General features: G+C 69.4%; 13 protein-coding genes. 8 read left to right on the top strand and 5 right to left on the bottom strand.

Features of this window, described 5'->3' with window-relative positions:
- Window positions 1-138 precede the first annotated feature (138 nt).
- Genes ACJ512_RS22480 through ACJ512_RS22470 form a run of 3 tightly spaced genes read left to right on the top strand, consistent with a single transcriptional unit; the run spans window position 139 to window position 3,251 of the window.
- Window positions 139-1,128 carry a malate dehydrogenase gene (locus tag ACJ512_RS22480; RefSeq protein WP_407686191.1) on the top strand — a complete coding sequence of 330 codons (990 nt, stop codon included), beginning with the start codon at window positions 139-141 and terminating at the stop codon, window positions 1,126-1,128.
- Window positions 1,129-1,185: 57 nt separating this feature from the next.
- Window positions 1,186-2,367, top strand: a complete 1,182-nt coding sequence (locus ACJ512_RS22475) for an NAD(P)-dependent malic enzyme (protein ID WP_407686190.1) — start codon at window positions 1,186-1,188, stop codon at window positions 2,365-2,367.
- Window positions 2,364-3,251, top strand: a complete 888-nt coding sequence (locus ACJ512_RS22470; protein ID WP_407686189.1) for a glycine betaine ABC transporter substrate-binding protein — start codon at window positions 2,364-2,366, stop codon at window positions 3,249-3,251. Before ACJ512_RS22475 ends, ACJ512_RS22470 begins: the two co-directional genes overlap by 4 nt.
- A 46-nt stretch (window positions 3,252-3,297) precedes the next feature.
- On the opposite strand, the gene ACJ512_RS22465 is transcribed toward ACJ512_RS22470, so the two are convergent.
- Window positions 3,298-4,128 (bottom strand): SDR family NAD(P)-dependent oxidoreductase, encoded by an 831-nt coding sequence (locus ACJ512_RS22465; protein ID WP_407686188.1) that lies wholly within the window; start codon window positions 4,126-4,128, stop codon window positions 3,298-3,300.
- A 176-nt stretch (window positions 4,129-4,304) separates the two neighbouring features.
- On the opposite strand from ACJ512_RS22465, the gene ACJ512_RS22460 reads away from it, so the two are divergent.
- Complete coding sequence (locus ACJ512_RS22460; RefSeq protein WP_407686187.1) at window positions 4,305-5,513, top strand: class I SAM-dependent methyltransferase; 1,209 nt, start codon at window positions 4,305-4,307, stop codon at window positions 5,511-5,513.
- Window positions 5,514-5,581: 68 nt separating this feature from the next.
- Here ACJ512_RS22460 and ACJ512_RS22455 read toward each other — a convergent pair whose 3' ends face one another.
- A complete protein-coding gene (locus ACJ512_RS22455; protein ID WP_407686186.1) occupies window positions 5,582-9,301 on the bottom strand; it encodes a multifunctional oxoglutarate decarboxylase/oxoglutarate dehydrogenase thiamine pyrophosphate-binding subunit/dihydrolipoyllysine-residue succinyltransferase subunit in 3,720 nt (1,239 codons plus the stop codon).
- A gap of 199 nt (window positions 9,302-9,500) precedes the next feature.
- The gene (locus ACJ512_RS22450; RefSeq protein ID WP_407686185.1) at window positions 9,501-10,289 is read right to left on the bottom strand and encodes a hypothetical protein; all 789 of its coding nucleotides are present in this window, start codon (window positions 10,287-10,289) and stop codon (window positions 9,501-9,503) included.
- A 196-nt stretch (window positions 10,290-10,485) separates the two neighbouring features.
- Here ACJ512_RS22450 and ACJ512_RS22445 point away from each other — a divergent pair, with 196 nt between their 5' ends.
- On the top strand, window positions 10,486-12,159 hold the full coding sequence (locus ACJ512_RS22445) for a DHA2 family efflux MFS transporter permease subunit (protein ID WP_407686184.1): 1,674 nt from the start codon (window positions 10,486-10,488) through the stop codon (window positions 12,157-12,159).
- Here the strand turns inward: ACJ512_RS22445 and ACJ512_RS22440 are convergent.
- Window positions 12,132-15,560, bottom strand: coding sequence for a TM0106 family RecB-like putative nuclease (locus tag ACJ512_RS22440; RefSeq protein WP_407686183.1), 3,429 nt, complete (start codon window positions 15,558-15,560; stop codon window positions 12,132-12,134). The genes ACJ512_RS22445 and ACJ512_RS22440 overlap by 28 nt on opposite strands.
- A 91-nt stretch (window positions 15,561-15,651) precedes the next feature.
- Here ACJ512_RS22440 and ACJ512_RS22435 point away from each other — a divergent pair, with 91 nt between their 5' ends.
- Window positions 15,652-16,011 (top strand): hypothetical protein, encoded by a 360-nt coding sequence (locus ACJ512_RS22435; protein WP_407686224.1) that lies wholly within the window; start codon window positions 15,652-15,654, stop codon window positions 16,009-16,011.
- A gap of 301 nt (window positions 16,012-16,312) precedes the next feature.
- Here ACJ512_RS22435 and ACJ512_RS22430 read toward each other — a convergent pair whose 3' ends face one another.
- Complete coding sequence (locus ACJ512_RS22430; protein ID WP_407686223.1) at window positions 16,313-16,900, bottom strand: LppP/LprE family lipoprotein; 588 nt, start codon at window positions 16,898-16,900, stop codon at window positions 16,313-16,315.
- Between the two features lie 132 nt (window positions 16,901-17,032).
- On the opposite strand from ACJ512_RS22430, the gene ACJ512_RS22425 reads away from it, so the two are divergent.
- The gene (locus tag ACJ512_RS22425; RefSeq protein ID WP_407686182.1) at window positions 17,033-18,733 is read left to right on the top strand and encodes a DEAD/DEAH box helicase; all 1,701 of its coding nucleotides are present in this window, start codon (window positions 17,033-17,035) and stop codon (window positions 18,731-18,733) included.
- Window positions 18,730-19,866, top strand: a complete 1,137-nt coding sequence (locus ACJ512_RS22420) for an acyltransferase family protein (RefSeq protein WP_407686181.1) — start codon at window positions 18,730-18,732, stop codon at window positions 19,864-19,866. The genes ACJ512_RS22425 and ACJ512_RS22420 overlap by 4 nt, the downstream gene beginning before the upstream one ends.
- Window positions 19,867-20,046: the final 180 nt, after the last annotated feature.

Genomic DNA, 20,046 nt, shown 5'->3' with positions numbered 1-20,046 from the left:
ACCGGCGGTGCTCCATGCTACGCGTGTTCGTGCCCGTCAGCGCGACATCCGGGTGCGGGCGCCGGGCGCCGGGCGCGGTGCGATAGTTTCGAGCCGAAACCCGAACCGCACGACCTTCTCCTCAAGGAGTAAACCGACGTGAGCGCAAGTCCTCTCAAGGTCGCCGTCACCGGCGCCGCCGGCCAGATCGGCTACAGCCTGTTGTTCCGCCTGGCCAGCGGTTCGCTGCTGGGTCCCGACCGCCCGATCGAGCTGCGCCTGCTCGAGATCGAGCCCGCGCTCAAGGCGCTCGAGGGCGTCGTGATGGAACTCGACGACTGCGCCTTCCCGTTGCTGGCGGGCATCGAGACCGGTTCGGACGCCAACAAGATCTTCGACGGCGCGAACCTGGCCCTGCTGGTCGGCGCCCGCCCGCGCGGCCCGGGCATGGAGCGCAGCGACCTGCTCGAGGCCAACGGGGCGATCTTCACCGCGCAGGGCAAGGCCCTCAACTCGGTCGCGGCCGACGACATTCGCGTCCTGACCACCGGCAACCCGGCCAACACCAACGGCCTGATCGCGATGAGCAACGCCCCGGACATCCCGCGCGAGCGGTTCACCGCGCTGACCCGCCTCGACCACAACCGCGCGCTGACGCAGCTGGCCAAGAAGACCGGCGTCGCGGTCACCGACATCAAGAAGATGACGATCTGGGGCAACCACTCGGCCACCCAGTACCCCGATGTGTTCCATGCCGAGATCAACGGCAAGAACGCGGCCCAGGTCGTCAACGACCAGGCCTGGATCGAGAACGACTTCATCCCGACGGTCGCCAAGCGTGGCGCGGCCGTCATCGACGCCCGCGGCGCATCCTCGGCCGCCTCGGCCGCCTCGGCCACCGTCGACGCGGCCCGCGACTGGCTGCTGGGCTCGCCGGAGGGCGACTGGGTCTCGATGTCGGTCATCTCCGACGGTTCCTACGGCGTGCCGGAGGGCCTGATGTCCTCGTTCCCGGTGACCACCAAGGACGGCAACTGGTCGATCGTCACCGGCCTCGAGATCGACGACTTCTCCCGCGCCCGCATCGACAAGACGACCGCTGAGCTGGCCGACGAGCGCAAAGCGGTCACGGAGCTGGGCCTGATCTGACGCCGGTGACCGAGGCGCCGATTAGGTCTACTAATCGGTAATCAGTACCCTGAGGCCGTGCCGAACAGCGAGCATTCCCCGATCGTCATCCACGACGAGGAGATCTTCGAGGCGCACGCGGGCGGGAAGCTTTCCGTGGCGCTCAACGCCCCGCTGGACACCCAGCGCGCCCTGTCGATCGCCTACACCCCGGGGGTGGCGCAGGTCAGCCGCGCGATCGCGACCGACCACACCCTGGCCGCCCGCTACACCTGGGCGAACCGGCTGGTGGCGGTGGTCAGCGACGGCAGCGCGGTGCTCGGCCTGGGCGACATCGGGCCCGCGGCGTCGCTGCCGGTGATGGAGGGCAAGTGCGCCCTGTTCCGTGCCTACGGCGGGCTCAACGCCATCCCGGTGGTGCTGGACACAAAGGATCCCGACGAGATCGTCGAGACGCTGGTGCGGCTGCGTCCGACGTTCGGCGCGGTCAACCTGGAGGACATCTCCGCGCCGCGCTGCTTCGACATCGAGCGCCGCCTCGTCGAGGCGCTGGACTGCCCGGTGATGCACGACGACCAGCACGGCACCGCGATCGTCGTGCTGGCCGCGCTGATGGGCGCCACCAAGCTGCTCGGCCGCGACATGTCCTCGCTGCGGGTCGCGGTCTCCGGGGCCGGAGCCGCGGGCGTCGCGTGCACCAACCTGCTCATGGCGATGGGCGTGTCGGACATCACCGTGCTGGACTCGCGCGGCATCCTGCACACCGGGCGCGACGACATGAACAGCGCCAAGGTCGGTCTGGCCCAGCGCACCAACCCGAGCGGCCTGACCGGCGGCATGGTCGAAGCCCTCGCCGGCGCGGACATGTTCCTTGGGGTGTCGGGCGGTCTGATCCCCGAGGAGCTGATCGCCACGATGGCGCCCGACGGGATTGTGTTCGCGCTGTCCAATCCCGACCCGGAGATCCATCCCGCCGTCGCGGCCCGGCATGCGGCGGTGGTGGCCACCGGGCGCAGCGACTTCCCCAACCAGATCAACAACGTCCTGGCCTTCCCCGGGGTGTTCCGCGGAGCGCTGGACGCCAAGGCCGACCGGATCACCGAGAAGATGATGGTCGCCGCCGCCGAGGCGATCTTCTCCGTGGTCAGCGACGACCTGGCCGTAGATCGGATCGTCCCGAGCCCCTTGGACCTGCGCGTCGGGGAAGCCGTGGCCACCGCGGTGGCCATCGCCGCGGACACCGCCGCCCGCACGGGGTGAAGATCGGCAAGCTGGTGGCGCTGCTGCTCGCCGCCGTGCTGGTCGTCGCCGGCTGCGGCAGCGACGACCACCGCGCCGCTCCCGTGGTTGTAGGGTCGCGCCTCGACTCCGAGTCGACGCTGCTGGCCGCCGTCTACGTGGCGGCGCTGCGGTCCTACGGTTTCGCAGCGCAGGCGGCCCAGACCACCGCCGACCCGATCTCGAAGTTGGCTTCCGGCGCGTTCACCGTCGTCCCCGCGTTCACCGGCCGGACCCTGCAGGCCTTGCAGCCGGGCACCCCGGTGCTCTCCGACAAGCAGGTGTACCGGGCCCTGGTCGCCGCCCTGCCCGAGGGCATCGCCGCGGGCGACTATGCGACGGCCGCCGAGGACAAACCCGTCGTGCTGGTGACCGGGACCACCGCGCGGGCCTGGGGCGGAAGCGACACCGGCGCCGACCTGAGCATGCTGCCCAAGCACTGTGACGGTCTGGTTCTGGGGGCCGTCTCCGGGTTGCAAACGCCCCCGTCGGTCGGCTCGTGCAAGCTTTCGGCCCCGCGCGAATTCCCGGACGACGCAACGATGTTCGCGGCGCTGCGGGACGCGCGGCTGACGGCGGCATGGGCCACCACCGCCGATCCGGGCATTCCCGCCGACCTGGTCGCACTCGCCGACGGCAAGCCCGCGCTGATCCGCGCCGAGAACGTCGTGCCGCTGTATCGCCGCAACGCGCTGAGCGATCGTGCGTTGCTGGCGATCAACGAGGTGGCGGGCGTGCTCGACACCGCGGCGCTCGCGGCGATGCGCCGCCAGTTGGTGGTGGCGGCCGATGGTGGTGGGGGTGGTGGTGCCGATCCGCAGGCCGTGGCCGACGCATGGCTGGCCGAACACCCGCTGGGCCGTTAGGTCCCGCAGTGCCGGGCCGGCGTGGGCGGCTTCCAGACCGCGCCCGTCAATGCGTCGGGGGCAGCATCCGGCGCATCAACGGGCTGAACAGCCGCTGGTAGCCAGACCCGGTCAGCCGCACCAGGATGTCGAGAACCTTGGCGTCGCCGCCGACGAGCACCCGAGCCTTGTTCTTGCGCACCGCGTCGAGGATGATCTCGGCAGCGCGCTGCGGGCTGGTCCTCGCCATCTGCTTGTCGAATGTCCTGGCCAGTTCGTCGCGGTCGAGCCCTTCTGCGGCGGTGGCGTTACGCGCGATCGCGGTCTTGATTCCGCCGGGATGCACCGTGGTCACGCCCACCGGGTGACCTGCCAGGATCATCTCCTGGCGCAGCGCCTCGGTGAAGCCGCGGACGGCGAACTTGGCCGAGTTGTACGCCGCCTGCCCCGGCACCGCGAACAACCCGAACACGCTCGAGATGTTGACGACGTGCCCGTCGCCGGAGGCGATCAGGTGCGGGAGGAACGCCTTGGTGCCGTTGACGACGCCCCAGAAGTCGACATCCATCACCTTCTCGATGTCCTTGAACTGGCTGATCTCGATATCGCCGGTGAAGGCGATGCCCGCGTTGTTGTAGATCTGGTTCACCGTGCCGAAGTGCGCTGCGACGGCGTCGGCGTAGGCCAGAAACGTCTCACGCTCGGTCACGTCGAGCCGGTCGGATTTGGCCGCGGCCCCGAGCGCCGCGACCTGCTGCTCGGTATCGGCCAGTCCGTCCATATCGACGTCGCTGATCGCCAACTTGGCGCCCGAGTGGGCCAGCTCGATGGCCAGCGCCTGGCCGATACCCGAGCCCGCGCCGGTGACCACGGCGACTTTTCCGGCGAAACCTTGCATGAACACGCTCCTCCTTGTCGGTCGGCTGCCACCGAGGCTAGCCGGTACTGCCGGTACCGGCTCGGTCAGGTCACGGGTGTGCGGAACCATCGGTGCGAGGCAGCTTTGTCACAGCGCCACCGTGAGCACAGTAGTCATCTATTCTCGATTGACGGGTTTAAGGAGCCAGGACGGACATGAACGACGATCCTCGCGCGGACGTTGTCAACCGCCAGTACGAGCGGTGGCGATACCCGCAACCCATCAACGACCTCGAAGTGTGGCTCGATGGCAACTGGGAGTGGTTCGATCCGGTTCACGCGCACCGGGTGTTGTGGCCGGATCGGCAGTACAAGACGGATCTCGACATTCTGATCGCCGGCTGCGGAACCAATCAGGCTGCGGTTTTCGCCTATTCCAACCCCACCGCACGGGTAGTGGCCATCGACATCAGCCAGCCCTCACTTGACCATGTCCACTATCTCAAGGACAAGCACGGCCTGTGGAACCTCGAGCCGAAGCTGCTCCCGATCGAAGAAGTCTCGAGCTTGGGTCTCGAATTCGACCTCATCGTGTCGACCGGCGTGTTGCACCACCTTGCGGATCCGGTGACAGGGATGCGGGCGCTCGGCGGCTGCCTTCGTCCAGACGGTGCCCTGGCCTTGATGTTATATGCGAAATACGGCCGCATCGGCGTGGAGCTGTTGGAGTCGCTTTTTCGTGACATGGGACTGGCGCAGGAGGACGCATCGGTCCGCATCATCAAGGACACCATCGCAATGCTGCCGGCCGACCACCCCGTGCAGAGCTATCTTCGGATCGCGCGTGATCTGCAATCCTCCGACGCCGCCCTGGTGGATACTTTCCTGCACGGGCGGCAGTGCAGCTACACCGTCGACGAGTGCATCGATCTTGTCGACCTTTCAGGTCTGGCATTTCAGGGATGGTTTTTCAACGCGCCCTACTACCTGCACGATTCGGTCATGCCCACCAGCGATTTTCACCGCATCGCCAACGACATGTCCGAGCGCAAACTCTGGTCCGTCATGGAGCGGATCCAAACGTTGAACGCGTGCCACTTTTTCATGGCGTGTCGAGTAGATCGACCGAAACAGTCCTACGCCGTGAACTTTTCGGCAGACGAGTCCTTCGACTACATCCCGGCGATGCGGATGCGCTGCGGCCTGTCCGGCAACGAGATCTACCGGCCGGATTGGAGCATGCAGCTCAACTCGGCACAACTGCCCTTCGTGCAGAACGTCGACGGGCGGCGCACCATCCGCGAGATCGCCGAGGCGGTGGCGCAGACGGGATCGCGGCGGGTCGCGGCGGGTGACCCGGAGAATTTCGGCCGCAAGCTGTTCCAGTCGCTGTGGCGCCTGGATTTCCTCGCGATGTGCCGATAGCGCGATGTGCCGGTAGCAGGCCCGACGTTCGGACAGAGGGGCCCGGCGCTCGCTGAGTCGGCGCCGGTCTATCCGAACGCGGTGTCGATGATCTCCTGCTGCTCGACGGCGTGCACTTTCGACGATCCCGACGACGGGGCCGACATCGCCCGGCGCGAGATCCGCTTGAGCCCGGTCAGCTTGTCGGGCAACAACTCCGGCAGCTCCAGGCCGAAGCGCGGCCACGCGCCCTGATTGGCGGGTTCCTCCTGCACCCAGAAGAACTCGTCGGCGTCGGGGTAGCGGTCCAACGTCTCGCGGAGCCGACGCATCGGCAGCGGGGCCAGCTGCTCGATCCGCACGATCGCCACGTCGTCGCGGTTGTCCTTGGCCTTGCGGGCCGCCAGCTCGTAGTACAGCTTGCCGGCGGTCAGCAGGATCCTGGTGACTTTGCCGCGATCGCCGACCCCGTCCTCGTAGGTGGGTTCCTCGAGCACCGAGCGGAACTTGATCTCGGTGAAGTCTTTGACGTCGCTGACCGCCGCCTTGTTGCGCAGCATCGACTTGGGCGTGAAGACGATCAGTGGGCGTCGTACCCCGTCGAGGGCGTGCCGGCGCAACAGGTGGAAGTAGTTGGATGGCGTCGAGGGCATCGCGATTGTCATCGAGCCCTCCGCCCACAGCTGCAGGAATCGCTCGACCCGAGCTGACGTGTGGTCGGGGCCCTGCCCTTCGTGCCCATGCGGCAGCAGCAGCACCACGTTGGACAGCTGGCCCCACTTGGCCTCACCGGAGCTGATGAACTCGTCGATGATCGACTGCGCGCCGTTGACGAAGTCGCCGAACTGCGCCTCCCACAGCACCAGGGCGTCGGGGTTGCCGACGGTGTAGCCGTACTCGAAGCCCACCGCCGCGTACTCCGACAGCGGTGAGTCGTACACCAGGAACTTCCCGCCGGTGGGGGTGCCGTCGGGGTTGGTGGCCAGCAGCTGCAGCGGGGTGAATTCCTCGCCGGTCTGGCGGTCGAAGATCACCGAATGCCGCTGCGAGAACGTGCCGCGCCGCGTGTCCTGCCCGGACAGCCGCACCAGCTTGCCGTCGGCCACCAGCGAACCCAGCGCCAGCAGCTCGCCGAAGGCCCAGTCGACCTTGCCCTCGTATGCCATCTCCCGGCGCTTCTCCAGCACCGGCTGTACGCGCGGGTGCGGGGTGAACCCGTCGGGCAGCGCCAGGAACGCGTCGCCGATGCGGGCCAGCAGGGCTTTGTCCACCCCGGTGGACAGCCCCGCGGGGATCATCTGGTCGGCCTCCACCGACTCGCTGGGCCGCGCGCCGTGCTTCTCCAGCTCACGCACCTCGGTGAAGACCCGTTCCAGCTGGCCCTGGTAGTCGCGCAGCGCGTCCTCGGCCTCCTTCATCGAGATGTCGCCACGGCCGATCAGCGCCTCGGTGTAGCTCTTGCGCACCCCGCGCTTGATGTCGACCACGTCGTACATGGCCGGGTTGGTCATCGACGGGTCGTCGCCCTCGTTGTGGCCGCGCCGCCGGTAGCACAGCATGTCGATGACGACGTCCTTCTTGAACTGCTGGCGGAAGTCCACGGCCAGCTTGGCCACCCACACGCAGGCCTCCGGGTCATCGCCGTTGACGTGGAAGATCGGCGCCCCGATCATCTTGGCGACGTCGGTGCAGTACTCGCTGGAGCGCGAGTACTCCGGCGAGGTGGTGAAGCCGATCTGGTTGTTGACGATGATGTGGATGGTGCCGCCGACGCGGTAGCCCGGCAGGTTCGCCATGTTCAGCGTTTCGGCCACGATGCCCTGCCCGGCGAACGCGGCGTCGCCGTGCACCATCAGCGGGACCACGGAGAAGGCGCGGGCTTCGGGGTCGTCGCCTTCCTCGGCGAGCAGGTCCTGCTTGGCTCGCACCAGGCCCTCCAGCACCGGGTCCACGGCCTCCAGGTGTGACGGGTTGGCCGTCAGCGACACCGCAATGTCGTTGTCGCCGAACATCTGCAGGTACACACCGGTGGCGCCGAGGTGATACTTGACGTCACCGGAGCCGTGCGTCATCGCGGGGTTGAGGTTGCCCTCGAACTCGCTGAAGATCTGCGAGTACGGCTTGCCCACGATGTTGGCCAGCACGTTGAGCCGGCCCCGGTGCGGCATCCCGATGACCACCTCGTCGAGGCCGTGCTCGGCGCACTGGTCGATCGCCGCGTCCATCATCGGGATGAAGCTCTCGGCGCCTTCCAGCGAGAACCGCTTCTGCCCAACGTATTTGGTTTGCAGGAAAGTCTCGAACGCCTCGGCGGCGTTGAGCTTGCTCAGGATGTACTTCTGTTCGGCGACGGTCGGTTTGACGTGCTTGGTCTCGGTCCGCTGCTCGAGCCACTCCTGCTGTTCGGGTTCGAGGATGTGGGTGTACTCCACGCCGATGTGGCGGCAGTAGGCGTCGCGCAGCAGGCCCAGCACGTCGCGCAGCTTCTTGCACTCGGACCCGGCGAAGCCGTTGACCTTGAACACCCGGTCCAGGTCCCACAGGGTCAGGCCGTGGGTCAGCACCTCCAGGTCGGGGTGGCTGCGGAACCTGGTGCCGTCCAACCGCAACGGGTCGATGTCGGCCATCAGGTGGCCACGGTTGCGGTAGGCCGCGATCAGCTCCATGACGCGGGCGGTCTTGTCGACGATGGAGTCCGGGTTGTCGGTGCTCCAGCGCACCGGCAGGTACGGATTGCCCAACTCGCGGAAGATCTCGTCCCAGAAGCCGTCCGACAGCAGCATCTCGTGGATCGTGCGCAGGAAGTCGCCCGATTCCGCGCCCTGGATGATGCGGTGGTCATATGTCGAGGTCAGGGTGATCAGTTTGCCGATGCCGAGTTCGGCGATGCGCTCCTCGCTGGCGCCCTGGAACTCGGCGGGGTATTCCATGGCGCCGACGCCGATGATGGCGCCCTGGCCGGCCATCAGCCGGGGCACCGAGTGCACGGTGCCGATCGTGCCGGGGTTGGTCAGCGAGATCGTCACGCCGGCAAAGTCTTCGGCGGTCAGCTTGCCGTCGCGGGCGCGGCGGACGATGTCCTCGTAGGCGGTGACGAACTGGGCGAACCGCAGTTCCTCGCAGCCCTTGATGCCGGCGACTACCAGGGAGCGCTTGCCGTCCTTGCCCTGCAGGTCGATCGCCAGCCCCAGGTTGGTGTGGGCCGGTGTGACCGCGTTCGGCTTGCCGTCCACCTCGGCGTAGTGCCGGTTCATATTCGGGAACTGCTTGATCGCCTGCACCAGCGCGTAGCCCAGCAGGTGGGTGAAGGAGATCTTGCCGCCGCGGGTGCGTTTGAGCTGGTTGTTGATGACGATGCGGTTGTCGATGAGCAGCTTGGCCGGCACCGCTCGCACGCTGGTCGCCGTCGGCACCTCCAGCGAGGCGGACATGTTCTTGACGACGGCCGCAGCTGCGCCGCGCAGCACCTGCACCTCGTCACCCTCGGCGGAGGAGACGGCGGCCTTGGCCGGCGGCTTGGCGGGCGGCGCGGCCGGTGACGCGGCGGCGCCGTTGCCGGCCGAGGCGGGAGCCGCGGGGGTCTCGGTGCTATTGGCCTGCGGCGCGGGCTTTGCCGACGGGGCGGGGACGGCCGACGGCTCGCCGGCGGTCTTCGGGGGGCTTGCGGGCCTACCGGCGGCGGGCTCGGGGTTGTAGTCGACGAGGAATTCGTGCCAGCTCGGATCCACCGACGAGGGGTCCTCGCGGAACTTGCGGTACATCTCCTCGACCAGCCATTCGTTCTGCCCGAATGGCGATATGTTGCTCACGGCCGCTTCTCGCCTCAATCCTTTTGCCCTGCAGGCCCTGGGATCTCGATTCCACAACGCCTGCGACTTTGTGCGTCCCGGCTGGCGAGGCGCCTCACGGCGCTGGTCCTCACCGTTTCCGCCCCATAAAGGCTAACCTTTCCCCACCGATTCGCCAGACGGGCGGGGTAGGCCCGCCGAACCGGCCACCGACGGGCGCTCAGCCCGTCTCGGAGATCGGTGGCACCACGTGCAGGGCGCGTGGCCAGCGCGGGGGCGGGGTGCCGAACGCCTGGTGGGTGTTGCGCACGATCTTGCGACCCGCGAGGTAGTTGCCGACGGCCCCGACGATGATGCCGATGCCCACCGGCAGCAGCTTGCCGAACACCAGGGCGCTGCGCCGCACCGTGTAGCGCCGCACCCACGACTTGAGCAGCCGCGAGTTCAGCCCCGACATCGATGACAGCGGCAGCGCGGCCACGCTCTCGGCGATCCAGCCGCCGCTGGTGCGCGACGGACCGATCAGCGGGGCGACCGCCTGCTTGCTGTTGTCGCCAACCAGCACCGACAGCACCAGCGCCCGGCGCCGCTCCCGGTGCTCGGCGGGGATACCGTGCGCCACCGCCACCGCCAGCACGAAGAAGGCGGTGGCCTCGAGGAACGCGACGGTCTCCGCCGCGGCCGCGGACAGCGCGCTCAGCGTGCCGATGCCGGGGATGGTCGCCGCCGCCCCCACCGCCATGCCGCTGAACGTGACCAGCGCCACGTAGCGCCGCTGCAGCTTCGCGACGACCCCGGCGGGGCTGATCCCCGGGTGGGTGTGCCGTAGCCGGGAGACATACGCCTCGGCCGCCGGGCCCTGTAGCCGCGCACTCCGCTCGATGACCTGCGCCAACGCCCGCGCGGATGCCTTGGGCCGACCGTCGGTGGGGTGCGGCCGCTGCTCCGCGCCGGACTTGTTCGACAATCGGCCGTCAGACCGTTGAGACCTGTTCCGTCGGGCCCGCATATCGTCTCTCCTGCGAATGGCGTTCATTTCAGGCTAACGCGCATTGTCGCCCGGCAGGGGGTCCGTGCCTGCGGGTTCCGTCACCCCACCGGGATAATGGCTCTGCACGCGGGATGCAGCGCGGGTCGTGCCGGTCCGGCCCGTTTGCCGGTCCCGGTGGTGGGGCACCGTCGAAGAGCTGAACGAGGTGGGGTACATGGTCACGGCGACACGCCCGTCGCCCCCGGGAGACCGGCGCCCGGGGCCCGGCCGCGACGTCGCCACCCGCCGGTCCCGGCGACTGCCGTCGGACACCCGGCTCACCGGAAGCCCGTGGTCGGCGCTGTGGGCGATGATGATCGGCTTCTTCATGATCATGGTCGACTCGACCATCGTCTCGATCGCGAACCCGACCATCATGGCCGACCTGCACATCGGGTACGACGCCGTGGTGTGGGTGACCAGCGCCTACCTGCTGGGTTACGCGGTGGTGTTGCTGGTGGCGGGGCGGCTCGGTGACCGGTTCGGCCCCAAGAACCTCTACCTGATCGGTCTGGTGGTGTTCACCGTCGCCTCGATGTGGTGCGGGCTGGCGGGCAGCGCCGGCATGCTGGTCGCCGCGCGCGTCGTGCAGGGTGTCGGGGCCGGGGTGCTGACCCCGCAGACCCTGTCGACCATCACCCGGATCTTCCCGGCGCACCGGCGCGGTGTGGCGGTCAGCGTGTGGGGCGCCACCGCCGGGGTGGCCAGCCTGGTGGGGCCGCTGGCCGGCGGCGTACTGGTCGACGCGCTGGGCTGGGAGTGGATCTTCTTCGTCAACGTGCCCATCGGCGTCGCCGGGCTGGCGTTGGCGGTGTGGCTGGTTCCGGCGCTGCCCACGCAGGCGCACCGGTTCGACCCGGTCGGCGTCGGGTTGTCGGGGGCGGGCATATTCCTGATCGTCTTCGCCCTGCAGCAGGGCCAGGCCGCGCATTGGCAGCCCTGGATCTGGGCGATGATCGTCGCCGGCGCCGGTTGCGTGTGCGCGTTCGTCTACTGGCAGTCGGTCAACCACCGCGAACCGCTGGTTCCGCTGGTCGTCTTCGCCGACCGCGACTTCAGTCTGTGCGCCGCCGGGGTGGCCGTCACGGCTTTCGCGACGACGGGGATGATGCTGCCGGTCACGTTCTACGCGCAGACCGTGTGCGGGCTGTCGCCGACCCGCTCGGCCCTGCTGATCGCCCCGATGGCCATCGCCAACGGCGTGCTGGCGCCCTTCGTCGGCAGGATCGTCGACCGCTACCACCCGCGGCCGGTGCTCGGCTTCGGCTTTTCGATGCTGGCGGTCGCGCTGACGTGGCTGTCGTTCGAGATGGGCCCCGACACCCCGGTGTGGCGGCTGGTGTTGCCGTTCCTGGCGCTGGGGGTGGGCAACGCGTTCGTCTGGTCGCCGCTGACCGCGACGGCGACCCGCAATCTGCCCGCGCGCCTCGCCGGCGCCGGCTCGGGCGTCTACAACGCGATCCGCCAGCTCGGGGCCGTGCTGGGCAGCGCCGCCATGGCCGCGTTCATGGCATCGCGGATCGGCGCGGAGATGCCGGCCGCGGGGAGCCCGGAACACACGGGGGCGCTGCGACTGCCCGCGTTCCTGCGCGACCCGTTCTCGGCCGCGATGGCGCAGTCGATGCTGCTGCCCGCGTTCATCGCGTTGTTCGGGATCCTCGCGGCGCTGTTTCTGGTCGGGTTCGCGCCCTCGGTGATCGGCCGCACCCGCACGGGCGCCGACGTGCCGGCCCGGCCCGTGGGTGGCCCCGTCGTCGGTGCCGACCATGACGATGACGACGACTATGTCGAGGTGATCCTGCGCCGCGAAGCCGCCGCCGGCTACGGCAGGCACTCCTCCGGCAGGTAGGCGCGGTCCGTCAACGCCAGAAAGGCGCCCAGGTCGATCAGGCCCGCGGGCGTGGCCGGCAGGTACTCGGTCAGCAGTGCAGACCGGACGATCACCGCCGCGTACTGTGCCCGGCTGACGGCGACGTTGAGCCGGTTCCTGTTGAGCAGGAACGACATTCCGCGCGACACCACATCGGCCGACGACGCCGTCATCGAAACGAACACCACCGGCGCCTGACCGCCCTGGAACTTGTCGACGGTTCCGACCCGCACGTCGCCGAGCCCGGCGGCGGCCAACCGGCCGCGCACCAACGCCACCTGGGCGTTGTAGGGAGCCAGCACCAGCACGTCGGCGGCGCTCAGCGGGCGGGTGCCGCGCTCGTCGGTCCACGAGGCACCGATCAGCCGCGTGATCTCGGCGGCGATCGCGTCGGCCTCCTCCGGGCTCTCGCTCGAGTTGCCCTGGTGGGCGACCGGGAGCACGCGCACGCCGGGGCGGCATCCGGCGAGGCGGCGCGTGGCGGTCAACTCGTCGTGGGAGTGCAGCCTGCCCTCGTAGGACAACGTGGAGACCGCGGCGCATACCGCGGGGTGCATCCGGTAGGAGCGGTCCAGGAAGTAGCCCCGCGCGTCGGGCAACGTGCGCTCGCCGTCGACCAGCCACTCCAGCGCCGACGCGTCGACGGGCTCGGGATGGGTGCCCTGGCTGACCTGCGGCAGTTGCCGGGGGTCGCCGAGCAGCAGGAGAGCGGCGGCCGCCGGTGCCACGGCGATGGTGTTGGCCAGGCAGAACTGCCCCGCCTCGTCGATCACCAGCAGGTCCAGGCTGCCCGGGGGCACCCGGTTCGGATTGGCGAAATCCCATGCCGTGCCGCCGATCACGCATCCGGGCGTGTCGGCGATGAATGCCGGGTAGTGGTCGCCCTCGATCTGCTGCCAGCGCGCGGCGTCGCGGTGGTGCCGCTTCTTGGCGACCCGTCCCGCATCCAGCCCGGCGTCGATCACGCAGTCCAATAAGTTCTCCACCGCCGCATGCGACTGTGCCACCACGCCGACGCGCCAGACATGGTCGGTGACGAGCCGGCGGATCGCGCGGGCGGCGGTGTGTGTCTTGCCGGTTCCCGGCGGCCCGTGCACCGCCAGGTACGACGAGTCCAGGTCCAGCAGCGCGGCGGTGATGTCGGCGGCGGCGTCGCCGCTACGCAGTAGCGGATCGCCGCTGCGGGTGCGGGGCGTGCGGCGCAGCAGGATGTCGAAGATGGCGGTGCGCGGCAGTCGCGGCAGTCCGGCCGCCACCGTGGCGGCGGTCGCCTCGATCGACTCCCGCAGCACTGTCGTCGGAATGGGCGCGCCGGGCGTGAGGGCGAACGGCAACTGGTGAAAGGTGTTGCCGTCGCGTCCCGCTCGCTCGACGATGACCACCTCGGTGGGCACCATCGGGTCGTCGGCGCCGACGACCTCGGCGCGCCCGGCCGCCCGCCGGTCGGGGTCGTCGGTCATGCCGGGCGGTGCCGGCGGGTCGTAGAGCGCGAACACCTCCCGCGCCAGGTCGCCGCGCGCCAGCTCTCCGCGCAGCCGCACCTCTCGCCGGGGTTTGCGCGCGCGCGAGGGCGTATGCCAGTCGACGCTGACGGACGCATCCACCGCGATGAAAACGTCGCTGCTGTCGGCCCATTCGTCGACCGGGAAGTTCAGGCGGTCGAAGTGCGCCCACCAGAACGGCTTGTCCTCGCGCCGGTGATAGCCGCGCGCCGCGGCCACCAGCGCCACCGCAGTCTGCTCGGGCGCGCGGCCGCCGGCGGCGGGATCGCCGGCGAAGGCCGACAGCGTCACCGCCACCTCGTCGCTGTCCTCGACGGCATCGGCTGCCGGAACCGCCTGCGCGCCAACCGGCACCACGCCGGACTCGTAGGCGCGCAACAACAGCCAGTTGCGCAGTTCGCGAGTCGACCGGCAGTCGTAGTGGTTGTAGTCCTCGATCTCCTTGAGCACCGAAGCGGCCTCGTCGAAACGGGCGGCGGACCGCAGCTCGCAGTAGCGGGCGTAGGAGGTGATCGACGCGGTGGCCGTGGTGACCTCGCCGGCGCGCAGCTGCGTCCCCATGTACAGCGGCTCCAGCGCCTTGAGGCTGAAGGATTCCGCACCAACGCGAATGCTTTTGCGCACCAACGGGTACAGGTCGACCAGAGCACCGCTGCGCAACAGGTCGTCGACCTCGTCCTCGCCGACCCCGTAGCGGCCGGCCAGCCGCAGCAGCGCGGTCTTCTCGTACGGCGCGTAATGGTAGATGTGCATGTTGGGGTGGCGTTTGCGGCGCTTGGCCACCAGCGCCAGAAAGTCGGTCAGCGCCTTGCGTTCGTCGACCCGGTCGTGCGCCCACAGCGGGCGGAAGGTGCCCGACGTCTCCAGGACGCCGAACAGATATTCCAGGCCCCACTCGCGGCCGTCGGCGGTCCACAGCGGGTCGCCCTCGAAGTCGAAGAACAGGTCGCCGGGGTCGGGCTCGGGCAGCAGGGCCAGCGGTTGCGGGTCGACGACCTCGAACTGGGGGGCGCCGGTGTCACGTTGGCGCACTTGCAGTTTCGCCTGCTCGGTCAGTTTGGCCAGCGCCGCCGCACCCAGGCCCGGCACCGGCCCGGTGTGGCCGGCCAGCTGCGCGACCGTGGTGATCCCGGCCGCCACCAGCTCGTCGCGCCGACTCATCCGCATGCCGGCGACCAGCAGCAGGTCGTCGGCCGCCCGCAGCTGTTCGGTGCACAACGGGCAGCGAAAGCAGGCGGCCACCCGCGGGTCGCCCCAGCGCACCGGGGTGCCGCCGGCGTGATGTTCGTCGAGCAGGCGCTGCAGCAGCGCGCGCTGGGAGCGGTACACCGGGATCAGGTCGCAGAGCCGATAAGGCACCACGGTTCCATCGCCCAGGTGCAGTTCGGCGTCTGGCGCCACCGCGATGCCGGCGGCGGCCAGCGCGTCGGCGTACGCGGCCAGCTGCAACAGCGCCTCGACCTTGGGGGAGCGGGCCAGCTTGGTGTCGACGACCCGGTACCGGTCCCCGTCGCGCACCAGGAAGTCGGCGAAGCCGACGAAGCGGCCGTCGAACATGGCGGCCTGATACACCGCCGGGGCGCGTCGCTCGACCGCGCGCCGGGTCGCCTGCGCGGCCGCCGCCAGTCCGGCGAGCGTGTAGGGCGGACGGCCGATGACCGCGACGGCGTCCCCGAATGCGCTTCGTAGTCCGGCGAGTTCGCGTTGCTCGTGCTCGCTGCCCAGGGCCGCGGTCCGCGCGAGCAGCTCGTCCTCGACGGCCACGGCGGGGCCTCGGCCGAGCTTGGCGTCGAAATCTCGGAGCAGGGCGTATTCGCAGCGGGCGGCGGCGGCAAGATCCGAGGCGCTGTAGACGATGCTGTCGCCGGTGACGAACACAGCAGCAACTGTAGGTGAGCGGTCGGGTGCCGAGCCGGGTGTGCGCTGGCTTGCCGACCGCGAGGGCCCGCGACACGGTACGTTCGGCAGCGTGATTACCGGCGCCTTCCTCGCCGAAGCGGCTTCGGTGGTGGACAACAAACTCACGGTGACTGGCGGCGTGTTGGCCGGATTCAGGGTTGGAAGCGACCGGTTGGCCCAGTTCACGCTCGTGCTGTTGACGCAGACTGAGACCGACAGTCCGGTTCGGCGGGTCGACGTAGAAGCCAGGCCACCGACGGACGACGAGCCGCTCGCTTTCGAATACGAGCTGCCCGACGCCGCCGCCGGCGGCGAAATCGGATTCGCGTTCTTCGGTATCGACGTGTGCCTGCCGGTTGATGGCCGTTGGGTATTCGTGGTGACCTGCGGCACCGGGGTGATCTCCCTGCCGCTCCTGGTGAGCAGCTGATACGGCTTGCCGAGACCGGCGCGAAGCTGGGCGGTAGCCGACGAGAACGCCGGCCTGCGCTTTGCTCGGCGGTGCCGGGGACAGCGATCCGGCTCCGGCTTGTCGATCCGCACACGCGCAGCTTCGAGATCACGCGCTATCTGGAAACGCTTTGCCGGGCGCATTGCTGAGAGAAGCCAAGTTGGCGGCACTGCCGGCACCATGGCCTTGACCGGGCACGCTTAGCGTCGTGACTCACGTCATCTCCCTCGTTGCCGATGCGGCACCAGCGGGTATCCGCGTCGCCGGCCTGCTGGCCCGCTCAGCCGGGGACGTTCCCGATGATCTCGACCCCGGTGCCGTTCCAATGGAACCGTACCGGGGTGTGCAGGCCGTTGAGGCCGCTGGGATAGGTCAGCGCCACCGTGTCACCGGTGCACAGCGCGGTGTCAATCCCGTTGAACCCGTATGTGTCTGGCACCCCCTGCGGGATGAACTTGCCGAGATGGAACATCACCGCGCGGGTGTTGGGGCCGGGCGCATTGGTGTTGGCCTTGATGATGACGGCCGACAACTGGGCGCATTCGTTGTAGTTGCCGGCCAGCGGGGCGGGGCTCCAGGGCTGCCCGCTGCGCGGGTCGCGTGGCAACTCGGAGACCACTTTGGCGATCGCGGGCGCGGCGAGGTCGACCGCGCAGGGATCGGGCGGCGGGCCACTGCTGGTGGGGGGCGCCGGCGGCGCGGTGATCGACGGCGGCCCGGGCGCCGCGCCCGGGGCGCTCGCCGGGCCGGTGACCCTGCTCTCGGGGGTCTTGGCGACCGTGGAGTCACCCGAGCCGCAGCCCGACAGGGTGGCGGCGACCAACACGACAGCCGGGGCACGGCGGGCTAGCGACCACACACCGCGCACCGTACCGTCCTCGGGCCGGCGGGCCGGGCAGGCGTGGCCGCCATGGCCCGATGTGCGCTCGGCCACGGGGGGGGCCACCCGACCCCGCTCGGCACCTGCGAACCGCCGGTTCCCACTAAACTCCATAGGACAATGGCCCCCTCCGAAGATTCGCCCGCGGCCCCGCCCGCCACTTTCGCCGACCTGCAGATCCATCCCGCCGTGGTGCGGGCGGCCGCCGACGTCGGCTACGAGTCGCCGACGGCCATCCAGGCTGCGACCATTCCGGCGCTGCTGGCGGGCTCGGACGTGGTGGGCCTGGCCCAGACGGGCACCGGCAAGACGGCCGCGTTCGCGATGCCGATCCTGTCCAAGATCGACGTGACCAGCAAGGCGACCCAGGCGCTGGTGCTGGCGCCCACCCGGGAGCTGGCCCTGCAGGTGGCCGAGGCGTTCAGCCGCTACGGGGCCCACCTGCCCGAGGTGAACGTGCTGCCGATCTATGGCGGGTCGTCGTACGGCGTGCAGTTGGCCGGGCTGCGCCGCGGCGCGCAGGTGGTGGTCGGCACCCCCGGCCGGATCATCGACCACCTGGAGCGCGGGACGCTGGACCTCTCGCACGTCGACTACCTGGTGCTCGACGAGGCCGACGAGATGCTCACCATGGGTTTCGCCGAGGACGTCGAGCGCATCCTGTCCGAAACCCCGGAATTCAAGCAGGTGGCCCTGTTCTCGGCGACCATGCCGCCGGCGATCCGCAAGATCACCACCAAATACCTGCACGACCCCCTCGAGGTCACCTCCAAGGCGAAAACCGCCACCGCCGAGAACATCTTGCAGCGCTACATCCAGGTGGCCGGCCCGCGCAAGATGGACGCGCTGACCCGCGTGCTGGAGGTCGAGCCGTTCGAGGCGATGATCGTCTTTGTCCGCACCAAGCAGGCCACCGAGGAGGTCGCCGAAAAGCTGCGGGCGCGAGGGTTTTCCGCGGCCGCCATCAACGGCGACATCCCCCAGGCGCAGCGGGAGCGGACCATCGCCGCGCTCAAGTCCGGGGGTATCGACATCCTGGTAGCCACCGACGTGGCCGCTCGTGGCCTCGACGTGGAGCGCATCTCCCATGTGCTGAACTACGACATCCCGCACGACACCGAGTCCTACGTGCACCGCATCGGGCGTACCGGGCGGGCCGGGCGCAGCGGTACCGCGCTGCTGTTCGTGTCGCCGCGCGAGCGCCACCTGCTCAAGGCGATCGAGAAGGCCACGCGCCAGACGCTCACCGAGGCCGAGCTGCCCAGCGTCGAGGACGTCAACGCGCAGCGGGTGGCGAAGTTCGCCGACTCCATCACCGACGCGCTCGGCGCCCCCGGCATCGAGCTGTTCCGCCGGCTCGTCGAGGACTACGAACGCGACCACGACGTCCCGATGGCCGACATCGCCGCGGCGCTGGCGCTGCAGTCCCGCGACGGCGAGGCGTTCCTGATGGCGCCCGAACCCCCACCCGAGCAGCGCCGCGAGCGCCGCGAGCACGCCGAGCAGCCCAGGCACCTGCGCGCCTTCAGCACCTACCGCATCGCCGTGGGCAAGCGGCACAAGATCGGCCCCGGCGCCATCGTCGGCGCCATCGCCAACGAGGGCGGGCTGCACCGCAGCGATTTCGGTCACATCTCGATCGGGCCGGACTTCTCGCTGGTGGAGCTGCCGGCCAAACTGCCCAAATCGACGCTGAAAAAGCTTGAGCGCACCCGCATCTCGGGCGTGCTCATCGACCTGCGGCCCGAAAGGTCGTCCGGCAAGCCCCCCGCGAAGACCCGCCACGACGGTGGGCGGCCCCGACGAGACACCGGCCGATGACCCTGTCCGAGGAGATCGAACAGGGCGGGCTCGAACAGATTTCGCATGTGGACCGGGTCGCGTCGCTGACCGGCATCCGTGCCCTCGCCGCGCTCCTGGTCGTCGGCACCCACGCGGCCTACACCACCGGCAAGTACACCCACGGCTACTGGGGCCTGGTCGGCGCCCGGCTGGAGATCGGCGTCCCGATCTTCTTCGTGCTCTCGGGCTTCCTGCTGTTTCGCCCCTGGGTGAAATCGGCCGCCACCGGCGGCCCGCCCCCCTCGTTGAGCCGCTATGCGCGGCACCGGGTGCGCCGGATAATGCCCGCCTACGTCGTCACCGTGCTGTTCGCCTACGTGCTGTACCACTTCCGTGAGGCCGGGCCCAACCCCGGGCACAGCTGGCTGGGGCTGGCCCGCAACCTCACGCTGACGCAGATCTACTGCAACGGCTACCTGGGCAAGTACTTGCACCAGGGGCTGACGCAGATGTGGAGCCTGGCGGTGGAGGCGTCCTTCTACGTCGTGCTGCCGCTGCTGGCCTACGTGCTGCTGGTGCTGATCTGCCGGCGGCGATGGCGCCCGCGGCTGGTGCTGGGCGCCCTGGCGGGCCTGGCGTTGCTCAGCCCCGCGTGGCTGGTCCTGGTGCACACCGACCACGCATTTCCCGACGGCGCCCGGCTGTGGCTGCCGACGTACCTGGCCTGGTTCCTGGGCGGCATGGCGCTGTCGGTGCTGCAGGGGATGCGGGTGCGCGGCTACGCGTTCGTGGCCATCCCGCTGGCGGTCGTCAGCTACTTCATCGTCTCCACGCCCATCGCGGGCGCGCCGACGACGTCGCCGGCGTCGCTGAGCGAGGCGCTGTTCAAGACGGTGTTCTACGCGGTGATCGCCACGCTGGCGGTGGCGCCGCTGGCCATGGGCGACCGGGGTTGGTATTCGCGGCTGCTGGCCAGCCGGCCGATGGTGTGGCTGGGGGAGATCTCCTACGAAATCTTCCTGATCCATCTGATCACGATGGAATTCGCGATGGTCTACGTCGTGCGCGCGCACGTCTACACCGGCTCGATGCTGTACCTGTTCGTCGCGACCCTGGCGATGACGGTCCCCCCGGCCTGGCTGCTGCACCGCTTCACGCGCGTGCGCGAATGAGCCGCGGGACGCCCTGATATGGAATCGGTTTTGTCAAGACCGCAGGGGGAAGCGGCGTCCTCGACCGTCGCCGGGGACGCCGCTTCCGTTGACCGAACGGGGACTCTGTGGTGGCGAGCGTGTCGTTTGTCGACGCGTCGTCAAGTCTGATATTCGCGGGTTGGTTACCGCAGGACGGAC

It is taken from the genome of Mycobacterium cajalii (genome assembly GCF_045809005.2).
Taxonomy (GTDB): domain Bacteria; phylum Actinomycetota; class Actinomycetes; order Mycobacteriales; family Mycobacteriaceae; genus Mycobacterium.
This window is presented reverse-complemented; position numbering and strand designations above follow the sequence as displayed.